Origin of the sequence: Streptomyces spiralis, assembly GCF_014654675.1 — a bacterium.
GTDB lineage: Bacteria > Actinomycetota > Actinomycetes > Streptomycetales > Streptomycetaceae > Streptomyces > Streptomyces spiralis.
On the sequence record NZ_BNBC01000025.1, the window covers coordinates 48,633 to 61,571 of the forward strand.

Consider the following 12,939-nt stretch of genomic DNA (forward strand, 5'->3'; position numbering starts at 1 on the left):
GACCCCCTCTCGGATGAGCGCAAAGGGGTGAAACCGCAGGTTAGCCCAGCCTTTCCTTGCTGGCGGCGGCGGAATTCCAGGCGTAGATTCAGTGTTGTCGAAAAGTAGAACTCGTCCAAAAGCAAGCCTTGCCTAATCCGCCTGGGGGACTGACCATGGCCATCCTCGACACCGAAGCGACACTGCACGAGGCGCACCGCGACAATCACACGCACCGCGACGTGAACGGCGGCTGGCTGCGCCCGGCGGTCTTCGGCGCGATGGACGGCCTGGTCTCCAACCTCGCCCTGATGACCGGTGTGGCCGGCGGTTCGGTGAGCCAGCAGACCATAGTCCTCACCGGGCTCGCGGGCCTGGCCGCCGGCGCCTTCTCCATGGCGGCCGGCGAGTACACCTCCGTCGCCTCCCAGCGCGAGCTGGTCGAGGCCGAGCTGGACGTCGAGCGGCGCGAGCTGAGAAAGCACCCGCAGGACGAGGAGGACGAGCTGGCCGCCCTGTACGTGGCGCGGGGCGTCGAGCCGCGGCTCGCCCGCGAGGTGGCCCGGCAGCTGTCGAAGGACCCCGAGCAGGCCCTGGAGATCCACGCCCGCGAGGAACTGGGTGTCGACCCGGGCGACCTGCCCTCGCCGCTGGTCGCCGCGGTGTCGTCGTTCGGCTCCTTCGCACTGGGCGCGCTGCTTCCCCTACTGCCCTACCTGCTGGGGGCCACTGTCCTGTGGCCGGCCGTGCTGCTCGCCCTGGCCGGGCTGTTCGCCTGTGGCGCGGTGGTGGCCAAGGTGACCGCGCGGACCTGGTGGTACAGCGGTTTGCGGCAGCTTGTCCTGGGTGGTGCCGCCGCCGGTGTGACGTACGCCCTGGGTACCCTGTTCGGAACGGCCGTAGGATGATGTGCATGGATCTTATGCAACGTCTCGCATAAGTAATCGTTACCCGCTGGTTTCGACCGCATGACCACCGGGCATGAGCCGTAAGCGCTGTGGGCAATGAGGCCTACCGTGCACCCGCGGGGCGGGCGACGACGCCGCCCTCCCCGTCCTTCACGGGCCGACGGGCGTGGCATCCGACCGATCCCGTCCTTCCCCGGCCCCCACACAAGACTTCACCGCCGGGCGCGGAAACCCCCCGCCGCCGACCCTGCGGTGTCCGCATGCTGGAACGGAATATCCGATTCCCGAGAACCGCTCCATCATGTAACCTGCACGAAATTTTGCACTTACGCAGAGGGCCAACGTCGTCCCTCGGCACCAGCACATGCCAGATGACGACGACGGGAGAGCCGATGCGTACGCCGCGCCAGCCGTCCCAGCACTCCGCGAACGGCCGAAACTGGTCGTTCATGGATGCTCGCCCTGCTGCGCAGGGTATGTACGACCCCCGCAACGAGCACGACGCCTGCGGCGTCGGCTTCGTGGCCACCCTCACCGGCGAGGCGAGCCACACGCTGGTCGAGCAGGCACTCACGGTTCTGCGCAACCTGGAGCACCGCGGCGCCACCGGTTCCGAGCCCGACTCCGGCGACGGTGCCGGCCTGCTCTCCCAGGTGCCCGACGCGTTCCTGCGTGAGGTGGCCGGATTCGAGCTGCCCGCCGCCGGCTCCTACGCCGTCGGTATCGCCTTCCTCCCCGAGGACGGCGCCGCGGACGCCGTCTCACAGATCGAGACGATCGCGGCCGACGAGGGCCTGACCGTCCTCGGCTGGCGCGAGGTCCCCGTCGCCCCCGAGCTGCTCGGCGCCACCGCCCGCTCCACGATGCCCGTCTTCCGCCAGCTGTTCGTCGCCGACGGCGTCAGCGAGGGCATCGCCCTGGACCGCAAGGCGTTCGTGCTGCGCAAGCGCGCCGAGCGCGAGGCCGGCGTCTACTTCCCGTCGCTGTCCGCGCGCACCCTCGTCTACAAGGGCATGCTCACCACCGGCCAGCTGGAGCCGTTCTTCCCGGACCTGTCCGACCGCCGCTTCGCGTCCGCGATCGCGCTCGTCCACTCCCGGTTCTCCACCAACACCTTCCCGAGCTGGCCGCTCGCCCACCCCTACCGCTTCGTCGCGCACAACGGCGAGATCAACACCGTCAAGGGCAACCGCAACTGGATGGTCGCCCGCGAGTCCCAGCTCGCCTCCGACCTCTTCGGGGGCAAGGACAACCTGGAGCGGATCTTCCCGATCTGCACCCCGGACGCCTCCGACTCCGCCTCCTTCGACGAGGTCCTGGAGCTGCTCCACCTCGGCGGCCGCTCCCTGCCGCACTCCGTGCTGATGATGATCCCGGAGGCGTGGGAGAACCACGACTCCATGGACCCGGCCCGCCGCGCCTTCTACGGCTACCACTCCACGATGATGGAGCCCTGGGACGGTCCCGCCTGCGTCTGTTTCACCGACGGCACCCAGGTCGGCGCCGTCCTCGACCGCAACGGCCTGCGCCCCGGCCGCTACTGGGTCACCGACGACGGCCTCGTCGTCCTCGGCTCCGAGGTCGGCGTCCTCGACATCGACCCGGCCAAGGTCGTCCGCAAGGGCCGCCTGCAGCCCGGCCGCATGTTCCTCGTGGACACCGCCGAGCACCGCATCATCGAGGACGACGAGATCAAGGCGACCCTCGCCGCCGAGCAGCCGTACGCCGAGTGGCTGGAGGCCGGCGAGATCGAGCTGGGCGACCTGCCCGAGCGCGAGCACATCGTCCACACCCACGCCTCGGTCACCCGCCGCCAGCAGACCTTCGGCTACACCGAGGAGGAGCTGCGCGTCATCCTCGCGCCGATGGCCAAGGCCGGCGCCGAGCCGATCGGCTCCATGGGCACCGACTCGCCGATCGCCGCGCTCTCCGAGCGCCCGCGGCTGCTCTTCGACTACTTCACCCAGCTGTTCGCCCAGGTCACCAACCCGCCGCTGGACGCCATCCGCGAGGAACTGGTCACCTCCCTGCGCAGCTCGCTGGGCCCCTCGGGCAACCTGCTGGAGCCGACCGCGGCCTCCTGCCGCAGCGTCGTCCTGCCCTTCCCGGTGATCGACAACGACGAGCTGGCCAAGCTCATCCACATCAACGCCGACGGCGACATGCCCGGCTTCAAGGCCGCGACCCTGTCCGGCCTGTACCGGGTCTCCGGCGGCGGTGACGCCCTCGCCGCCCGCATCGACGAGATCTGCGCCGAGGCGGACGCCGCCATCGACAACGGCGCCCGGCTGATCGTCCTGTCCGACCGCCACTCCGACGCCGAGCACGCGCCGATCCCGTCGCTGCTGCTCACTGCGGCCGTCCACCACCACCTCATCCGCACCAAGCAGCGCACCCACGTGGGCCTGCTGGTCGAGGCCGGCGACGTCCGCGAGGTCCACCACGTCGCCCTGCTCATCGGCTACGGCGCCGCCGCGGTCAACCCCTACCTGGCGATGGAGTCCGTCGAGGACCTGGTCCGCGCGGGCACCTTCCTCCCGGGCATCGAGCCCGAGAAGGCCATCCGCAACCTGATCTACGCCCTCGGCAAGGGCGTGCTGAAGGTCATGTCCAAGATGGGCATCTCCACCGTCGCCTCCTACCGCGGCGCCCAGGTCTTCGAGGCCGTCGGCCTGGACGAGACCTTCGTGGAGAAGTACTTCAACGGCACCACCACCAAGATCGGCGGCGTCGGCATCGACGTCATCGCCAAGGAGGTCGCCGCCCGTCACGCCAAGGCCTACCCCGCCTCCGGCATCGCCCCGGCGCACCGCGCGCTGGAGATCGGCGGCGAGTACCAGTGGCGCCGCGAGGGCGAGCCGCACCTGTTCGACCCGGAGACGGTCTTCCGCCTCCAGCACTCCACGCGCACCGGCCGCTTCGACATCTTCAAGAAGTACACCTCGCGCGTGAATGAGCAGTCCGAGCGCCTGATGACGCTGCGCGGCCTGTTCGGCTTCAAGTCCGACCGGCAGCCGATCCCGGTCGAGGAGGTCGAGCCGGTCTCCTCGATCGTCAAGCGGTTCTCCACGGGCGCCATGTCGTACGGCTCCATCTCCAGGGAGGCGCACGAGACCCTCGCCATCGCCATGAACCAGCTGGGCGGCAAGTCCAACACCGGTGAGGGCGGCGAGGACCCCGAGCGCCTGTACGACCCGGCCCGGCGCAGCGCGATCAAGCAGGTGGCCTCCGGCCGCTTCGGCGTGACCTCCGAGTACCTGGTCAACTCCGACGACATCCAGATCAAGATGGCCCAGGGCGCCAAGCCCGGCGAGGGCGGCCAGCTGCCCGGCCACAAGGTGTACCCGTGGGTGGCGAAGACCCGGCACTCGACGCCGGGCGTGGGCCTCATCTCCCCGCCGCCGCACCACGACATCTACTCCATCGAGGACCTGGCCCAGCTCATCCACGACCTGAAGAACGCCAACCCGCAGGCCCGCATCCACGTGAAGCTGGTCTCCGAGGTCGGCGTCGGCACGGTCGCGGCCGGTGTCTCCAAGGCCCACGCGGACGTCGTCCTGATCTCCGGCCACGACGGCGGCACGGGCGCCTCCCCGCTGACCTCGCTCAAGCACGCCGGCGGCCCCTGGGAGCTCGGCCTGGCCGAGACCCAGCAGACCCTGCTGCTCAACGGCCTGCGCGACCGCATCGTCGTGCAGACCGACGGCCAGCTGAAGACCGGCCGCGACGTCGTCATCGCCGCGCTGCTGGGCGCCGAGGAGTTCGGCTTCGCCACCGCACCCCTCGTCGTCTCCGGCTGCGTGATGATGCGCGTGTGCCACCTGGACACCTGCCCGGTCGGCATCGCGACCCAGAACCCGGTGCTGCGCGAGCGGTTCTCCGGCAAGGCCGAGTACGTGGTGAACTTCTTCCAGTTCATCGCCGAGGAGGTCCGCGAACTCCTGGCCGAGCTGGGCTTCCGCTCCATCGAGGAGGCCGTCGGCCACGCCGAGATCCTCGACGTCACCCGCGCCGTGAACCACTGGAAGGCGCAGGGCCTGGACCTGGACCCGCTCTTCCACGTGCCCGAGCTGCCCGAGGGCGCCGTGCGCCACCAGGTGGTCGCCCAGGACCACGGCCTGGAGAAGGCGCTCGACAACGAGCTGATCAAGCTCGCCGCCGACGCCCTGGCCGCGCCCGGCGCCACCGAGGCCCAGCCGGTGCGCGCCCAGGTCGCCATCCGCAACATCAACCGCACGGTCGGCACCATGCTCGGCCACGAGGTGACCAAGAAGTTCGGTGGCGCGGGCCTGCCCGACGACACCATCGACATCACCTTCACCGGCTCCGCCGGCCAGTCCTTCGGCGCCTTCGTCCCGCGCGGCATCACGCTGCGCCTGGAGGGCGACGCCAACGACTACGTCGGAAAGGGCCTCTCCGGCGGCCGGATCGTGGTCCGCCCGGACCGCGCGGCCGACCACCTCGCCGAGTACAGCGTCATCGCGGGCAACACCCTCGCCTACGGCGCCACCGGCGGCGAGATGTTCCTGCGCGGCAAGACCGGTGAGCGCTTCTGCGTGCGCAACTCCGGCGCACTGGTCGTCTCCGAGGGCGTGGGCGACCACGGCTGCGAGTACATGACCGGCGGTCACGCGGTCGTCCTCGGCGAGACCGGCCGCAACTTCGCGGCGGGCATGTCCGGTGGCATCGCCTACGTCATCGACCTCGACCGCGACAACGTCAACGTCGGCAACCTCGACGCGATCGAGGCGCTCGACGAGACGGACAAGCAGTGGCTGCACGAGGTGGTGCGCCGCCACCAGGAGGAGACGGGCTCCACCGTCGCCGAGAAGCTGCTCGCCGAGTGGGACACGGCCGTCGAGCGCTTCAGCAAGATCATTCCCAGCACGTACAAGGCAGTGCTCGCCGCCAAGGACGCCGCCGAGCGAGCCGGTCTGTCCGAGACCGAGATCACCGAGAAGATGATGGAGGCGGCGATCAATGGCTGACCCGAAGGGCTTCCTGAACCACGGCCGCGAGGTCGCCAAGACCCGTCCCGTCGGTGAGCGCGTCAAGGACTGGAACGAGGTCTACGTCCCCGGCTCCCTGCTGCCGATCATCTCCAAGCAGGCCAGCCGCTGCATGGACTGCGGCATCCCGTTCTGCCACAACGGCTGTCCGCTCGGGAACCTGATCCCCGAGTGGAACGACTACGCCTACCGCGAGGACTGGACCGCCGCCTCCGAGCGGCTGCACGCCACGAACAACTTCCCGGAGTTCACCGGCCGCCTGTGCCCGGCTCCGTGCGAGTCGGCGTGTGTGCTCGGCATCAACCAGCCACCGGTCACCATCAAGAACGTCGAGGTCTCCATCATCGACAAGGCGTGGGAGGCCGGGGGCGTCGCCCCGCAGGTTCCCGAGCGCCTGTCCGGCAAGACCGTCGCCGTCATCGGCTCGGGCCCGGCGGGCCTGGCCGCCGCCCAGCAGCTCACCCGGGCCGGCCACACCGTCGCCGTCTACGAGCGCGCCGACCGCATCGGAGGCCTGCTCCGCTACGGCATCCCCGAGTTCAAGATGGAGAAGCGGCACATCAACCGCCGTATCGAGCAGATGCGCGCGGAGGGCACCCGCTTCCGCACCGGCGTCGAGATCGGCCGCGACATCAAGGCGGCCGACCTGAAGAAGCGCTACGACGCGGTCGTCATCGCCGCCGGCGCCACGACCGCCCGCGACCTGCCGGTGCCGGGCCGCGAGCTCAAGGGCATCTACCAGGCGATGGAGTACCTGCCCCTGGCCAACAAGGTCCAGGAGGGTGACTACGTCACCGCGCCCATCTCGGCCGAGGGCAAGCACGTCGTCGTCATCGGCGGCGGTGACACCGGCGCGGACTGCGTGGGCACCGCCCACCGCCAGGGCGCGGCCTCCGTCACCCAGCTGGAGATCATGCCCCGCCCGAACGACGAGCGGCACCCCACCAACCAGCCCTGGCCGACCTTCCCGATCCTGTACAAGGTCACCTCGGCCCACGAGGAGGGCGGCGAGCGGATCTACGCCGCCTCCACCACCCACTTCGAGGGCGACGAGGACGGCAATGTGCAGTGGCTGCACCTGGCCGAGGTCGAGTTCGTCGACGGCAAGCTGACCCAGAAGCCGGGCACCGAACGCAAGATCCCCGCCCAGCTGGTCACCCTCGCCATGGGCTTCACCGGCACCGACCGGGTCAACGGCCTGGTCGAGCAGTTCGGCCTGGAACTCGACGAACGCGGTAACATCGCCCGCGACGCCGACTTCCAGACCAACGTGCCGGGTGTCTTCGTCGCCGGTGACGCCGGCCGCGGCCAGTCGCTCATCGTGTGGGCGATCGCCGAGGGCCGCTCGGCCGCCCGCGGCGTCGACCGCCACCTGACCGGCGCCAGCGACCTGCCGGCCCCGATCCGCCCGACGGACCGCGCGCTGATGGTCTGACACGCGGTCACGAAAGAACGTCCCGTACAACGGCGTACGGAACACAGTCGGCGCCTGCCCGCCCGTCCCCGACCGGACACGAGGGCAGGCGCCGTCGCATGTCGTCGCACGTCCCGGAAACCGTACGAGCCCTCACCGGCGTCCCCGTCCCCGACCGACAGGGGAGGAGCGGGACATGGCCGCGATCAGCCTGAGCAAGGTGGAGGAGACCGCGCCCGCGCTGGTCAGCCTCTACAAGAGCGCGGGGGCCTCGCTCGTCGAGCACGGCCTCGAGGAGCAGCAGGCCGCCGTGTACCTCGTGCTCGACCACTCCGGCTCCATGAGGCCGTACTACCGCGACGGCAGCGTGCAGGCGCTCGCCGACCGGGTGCTGTCGCTCTCCGCGCATCTCGACGACGACGGGCGCGTCCCGGTGGTGTTCTTCTCCACGGACGTCGACGCCGTCGGTGAGATCGCCCTCGACGACCACCAGGACAGCATCCGGCGCATGGCGGCCGGCCTCGGCCACATGGGCCGCACCAACTACGAGGCCGCCATGGACGCCGTGATCGACCACTACCTCGACTGCGGCGCCACGGACCCGGCCCTGGTCGTCTTCCAGACCGACGGCGCCCCCTCCAGCAGGACCGCCGCCGAACGCCACCTGTGCAAGGCCGCGAAGCTTCCCCTCTTCTGGCAGTTCGTGGGCTTCGGCAGCGCCCGCAGCCACCAGTTCGACTTCCTGCGCAGACTCGACGAACTGGCGGTGCCGGGCAGACGTGTCGTCGACAACGCGGGCTTCTTCCCCGCCGGCCGCGATCCGCGGCGCCTGTCCGACGCCGCGCTGTACGACCGCCTCCTCGCCGAGTTCCCGCTGTGGCTGGCGGCGGCCCGCGCGCAGGGCATCGTCGCACAGGCGGAGCCGTGACCTCCTACGTGTCGCACTCCAGCACCGTCCGGCACAGCGCACACCGCGCACGCATCCGGCCTCGCACCGGCACCCTGATCCGCTGATGGCAGGTCGGGCAGGGGAACGACACCCGCAGCGGCTCCGGCCCCGACGACGTGAAGGAGTACGACGCTTCCGGCGCGGCCAGCGGCCCCCGGCCGAGCTCCTGGGCGTGCCGCCGGTCCCGGGCGTAGCGGCGCCGGCCTGCCCAGCCGGCGGCCGTCAGCGGCGGCTGCTGCCCGTCACGGCGGGCCCGGGCCAGCCCCTTCTCATACGCCTCGTAGCCCTGCGGGCTGGTGAACCACGTCGAAGGGTCCTCACCGAAGAACAACGCCCGCTTGGCCAGGACGTACCCGAACTCCTCCGGCGTGAGATAGCCGAGCTTCTGGGAGGACGTGCCGTGCTCCCGGAAGGCGTCCAGCAGCAGCCAGCCCGCACCCAGGTACGTCGCCGCCGTGTCCGTGAGGATCTCGTTGTCCCGCAGACCGGGGAACGACAGATCCAGGCGGTGCAGATAGACGTGCATCACCTCGTGCGCCAGGGCCGCGCCGATGTCCTGCCGATGGGTGCGGAAACGGTCGTTCAGCTCGACGAAGTACTCGGGGCCCGACGTCAGCTCCACGTTCGCCGCGTGCTGCATCTCCCTGAAGCTGACGATCAGCCGCGCGTCCGGCAGCCGGTAGTGGCGCACCATCTCGCGTGCCACCCGCTGGGCACCCAGATGCAGATCGTCGGTGTCGCAGAACGCCACGTCGGCCGGGGCCACACTGGTCGCGAACGTCTGGACGGTGTCGTACGAGAGCCGCTTGTACAGCGCCGTGATCGCGGCGCGCACCGTCTCCAGATGCGGGAAACCGTGCTTGACCGGTCCGTCGTCCGCCACGTCCGCACCCCCAAAGACGCCATGAACCCTTCCACTCTATGCACAGCGGACACCGCGCGGACGGAACCGGGCGGTCCGGCCCCGTAAGGTGGACCCCCATGACCATCAGCAGCACCGGTACCGGCGACGTCGACCCCGCCGTCCTCAGCGAACTCGCACGCCTGCGCGACAGCATCGACAACATCGACGCCGCCGTCGTCCACATGCTCGCCGAGCGGTTCAAGGCGACCCAGCAGGTCGGCCACCTCAAGGCCGCCCACCAGCTCCCGCCCGCCGACCCGGACCGCGAGGGCCGCCAGATCGCCCGCCTGCGCGCACTCGCCGAGGACGCCAAACTCGACCCGGCGTTCGCCGAGAAGTTCCTCAACTTCATCATCGCCGAGGTCATCCGCCACCACGAACGCATCGCCGAGAAGTCCGCCAACGGCGACCCCACCCCGACGATCTGACCCCACCCCACCCCACGACACCGCCCGCCCCGCCGAGTCTCCAGGCGCGCGGGAGCAAATCCCGTGCGGGACCGCCCCTGCGGATGTGGCGGTTCCTGTGGGTGGGGGAGCCGGCGCCGGCGCCGAGGATGTTCGGCTCCGGGGCGGGCGCGCTGCTCGTGTGGGGTCGTCCGTGCGGTGGTGGAGGTCCCTGTGGGTCGGGGAGCCGGCGCCGCGCGGGGGGATGTTCGATCCCCGGCGGGAGGGTGCTCGTGTGGGGTAGGTCGTCCGTGCGGTGATGGAGGTCCCTGTGCGTGGGGGAGTCGGCGACTGCGCGGCGACGACTGGCTCTCGCGCGGGATCGGCGCTCGTCCGGGACCGGCCTCCGGCACGGCCCCGGAGCCCCCGCGCGTGGGGCCGCCCTCGCGGTCGCGGGGCCCGTGTGCGCGGGAAGTCGGCATCGGCGCGCGGAGGGCCGGATCGCGCGTAGGACCGGGCATCCCGCACGGACGCCGCCCCCGGCCCGTGCAGGGACGGGTCGCGTGCCTGCGAGGCCCCGTACGCAGGGAGGGGCCGTGTGTCTGCGAGGCCCCGTGGGCAGGGAGGGGGCGCGTACTGTGCCAGGCCCCGTGCGCGGGGACGGGCCGCGTGCCCTGCCGAGCCCCCGTGCGCAGGGACGGACGTGTGCGCTGCTGGACTCGGCGCGCATGGGTCGTGCCGTGTGCCCTGCCGGGGCCCCTGCGCAGAGACGGGCCGCGCGGGTGTGGGGCGTGGGTCGTGTCGGGTTTCGTGCGGGGGAGTGCCCCGGTGGTGGTGCCCGGAACCCCCTCGTGCCCTGACCGTGGTATCAGGCACCATGGCGTCCATGTCCGTACTGACGCGCGACGAAGCGCAGACCCGTGCCCAGCTCCTCGACGTCCACCACTACAGCGTCGACCTCGACCTGACCCGTGGGGACGACACCTTCGACTCCCGGACCGTCATACGGTTCACCGTACGCACCGGCACCGGCCAGGACACCACGGACACCTTCGTCGAGCTCAAGCCGGCCGAACTGCGCTCCGCCACCCTCGACGGACAGCCCCTCGACCCGCACAGCCTCAGCGGCAACCGCCTGCCCCTGAAGAACCTCGCCGCCGGCGAACACGAACTGCGCGTCGACGCCGCCATGCGCTACTCCCGCACCGGCGAGGGCATGCACCGCTTCACCGACCCCTCCGACGGCGAGACCTACGTCTACACCCAGCTGTTCCTCGACGACGTCCAACGCGTCTTCGCGGCCTTCGACCAGCCCGACCTCAAGGCCGTCTTCGACCTCACCGTCACCGCACCCGACGGCTGGACCGTCCTCGCCAACGGCATCACCGAGCACACCGGGGACGGCGTCTGGAAGTCCGCCACCACCCCGCTCATCTCCACCTACCTCGTCGCCGTCGCCGCCGGGCCCTGGCACTCGGTGCGCACCGAACACCGCGGCCTGCCCTTCGCCATCCACTGCCGCCGCTCCCTCGCCCCCCACCTCGACGCCGACGCCGACGAGATCCTCGACGTCACCCGCGCCTGCTTCGACCGCTACCACGAGAAGTTCGAGCAGCCCTACCCGTTCGACTCCTACGACCAGGCGTTCGTCCCCGAGTTCAACGCCGGCGCCATGGAGAACCCCGGCCTCGTCACCTTCCGCGACGAGTTCGTCTACCGCTCCGCCGTCACCGAGACCGAGCGCCAGACCCGCGCCATGGTCATCGCCCACGAGATGGCCCACATGTGGTTCGGCGACCTCGTCACCCTCAAGTGGTGGGACGACATCTGGCTGAACGAGTCCTTCGCCGAGTACATGGGCTACCAGACGGCCGCCGAGGCGACCCGCTTCACCAACACCTGGACCGAGTTCGGCGTCTCCCGCAAGTCCTGGGGCTACGACGCCGACCAGCGTCCCTCCACCCACCCCGTGGCCCCCGAAGCCGTCGACGACACCGCCTCCGCCCTGCTCAACTTCGACGGCATCTCCTACGCCAAGGGCGCCTCCGCCCTGCGTCAACTGGTCGCCTGGCTCGGCGAGAAGGACTTCCTGGCCGGCATCAACACCCACTTCGAGAGGCACAAGTTCGCCAACGCCTCCCTCGCCGACTTCGTCGACTCCCTCGCCTCCGCCACCGACCGCGACGTCCACGCCTGGGCCGACGCATGGCTGCGCACCACCGGCGTCGACACCCTCACCGCGTCCACCGACGCCCGCCCCGGCCAGTGGTCCCTCACCCTCGGCCGCGACGGCAGCCGCCCCCACCGCGTCACCATCGGCGTCTACGACCGCGACCTGTCCGACGGCCGCACCCTGACCCTGCGGGAACGCTACGAGACCGACGTGCCGCAGGAAGCCGCCCCCGAGCCCCGCCCCGGCATCCGCCCCGCACTGGTCGTCCCCAACGACCTCGACCTGACCTACGCCAAGGTCCGCCTCGACGACACCTCCCTGGAAACTGCCCTGCGCGGCCTGTCGGGCGTCCCTGACGCACTCACCCGCGCGGTCGTGTGGAACACGCTGCGCGACATGGTCCGCGACGGTGAGCTCGCCCCCGCCGACTACCTGGCCACCGCCGCAGCCCACCTGCCGGAGGAGACCGACCTCGCCCTCGTCCAGGGCGTCCTCGCCTTCGCCCGCACCCACATCGCCGACCGCTACCTCACCCCCGACCAGCGGCCCACCGCCCTCGCCACCCTCACCGACCTGTGCCGCGACCTCATCCGCCGCACCGAGGACGGCGACAACCCCGGCCTGCGTCTCATCGCCGTACGTCACCTCATCGACGTGGCCGCCCACCCGGACACCATCGCCGCCTGGCTCGCCGAGGGCATCGTCCCCGGCGGCCCGGAACTCGACCCCGAACTGCGCTGGCGCATCCTCGCCCGCCTCGCCGTCCTCGGCGCCACCGACGAGACCGCCATCGCCGCCGAACTCCACCGCGACCCCTCCGCCACCGGCCAGGAAGGCGCCGCCCGCTGCCGCGCCGCCCTGCCCGATCCCGAGGCCAAACGCGCCGCCTGGCAGGCGATGTTCGCCTCCGACGACCTGTCCAACTACCTGTTCACCGCCACCGCCCAGGGCTTCTGGCAGCCCGAACAGGCCGACCTCGTCCAGGACTACGTGCCCCGCTTCTACGAGGACGCCGTCACCGTCGCCGCCCGCCGAGGCCCCGCCATCGCCCGCGCCGCTGGCCATTGGGGCTTCCCCGCCCACGCCGTCGACACCGACCACCTCCGCCTCGGCCAGGCCTGTCTGCGCGACGCCGACCCCGTCCCGGCCCTGCGCCGCACCCTCGTCGACCAACTCGACGACCTCGCACGCGCACTGCGCGTCCGCACCGCGTAGAC

At 71.0% G+C, this 12,939-nt stretch carries 7 protein-coding genes; 6 read left to right on the top strand and 1 reads right to left on the bottom strand.

Going from position 1 to position 12,939, the window contains the following annotated elements:
- The first annotated feature begins 155 nt into the window (after positions 1-155).
- The 4 genes from IE318_RS24570 to IE318_RS24585 all read left to right on the top strand — a co-directional run bounded on the left by IE318_RS24570 (position 156) and on the right by IE318_RS24585 (position 8,238).
- On the top strand, positions 156-887 hold the full coding sequence (locus IE318_RS24570; protein WP_189903713.1) for a VIT1/CCC1 transporter family protein: 732 nt from the start codon (positions 156-158) through the stop codon (positions 885-887).
- Between the two features lie 476 nt (positions 888-1,363).
- Positions 1,364-5,875, top strand: coding sequence for a glutamate synthase large subunit (gltB, locus tag IE318_RS24575; RefSeq protein WP_189903817.1), 4,512 nt, complete (start codon positions 1,364-1,366; stop codon positions 5,873-5,875).
- The gene (locus IE318_RS24580) at positions 5,868-7,331 is read left to right on the top strand and encodes a glutamate synthase subunit beta (RefSeq protein WP_189903715.1); all 1,464 of its coding nucleotides are present in this window, start codon (positions 5,868-5,870) and stop codon (positions 7,329-7,331) included. Before gltB ends, IE318_RS24580 begins: the two co-directional genes overlap by 8 nt.
- Positions 7,332-7,506: 175 nt before the next feature.
- Positions 7,507-8,238, top strand: a complete 732-nt coding sequence (locus IE318_RS24585) for a VWA domain-containing protein (protein ID WP_189903717.1) — start codon at positions 7,507-7,509, stop codon at positions 8,236-8,238.
- 4 nt (positions 8,239-8,242) lie between these two features.
- Here IE318_RS24585 and IE318_RS24590 read toward each other — a convergent pair whose 3' ends face one another.
- Entirely contained in the window at positions 8,243-9,142 is a 900-nt protein-coding gene (locus IE318_RS24590) for a hypothetical protein (protein WP_189903719.1), read from the bottom strand.
- 98 nt (positions 9,143-9,240) lie between these two features.
- Here IE318_RS24590 and IE318_RS24595 point away from each other — a divergent pair, with 98 nt between their 5' ends.
- Positions 9,241-9,591 carry a chorismate mutase gene (locus IE318_RS24595; RefSeq protein ID WP_030167585.1) on the top strand — a complete coding sequence of 117 codons (351 nt, stop codon included), beginning with the start codon at positions 9,241-9,243 and terminating at the stop codon, positions 9,589-9,591.
- 835 nt (positions 9,592-10,426) lie between these two features.
- On the top strand, positions 10,427-12,937 hold the full coding sequence (pepN, locus tag IE318_RS24600; protein WP_189903721.1) for an aminopeptidase N: 2,511 nt from the start codon (positions 10,427-10,429) through the stop codon (positions 12,935-12,937).
- Positions 12,938-12,939: the final 2 nt, after the last annotated feature.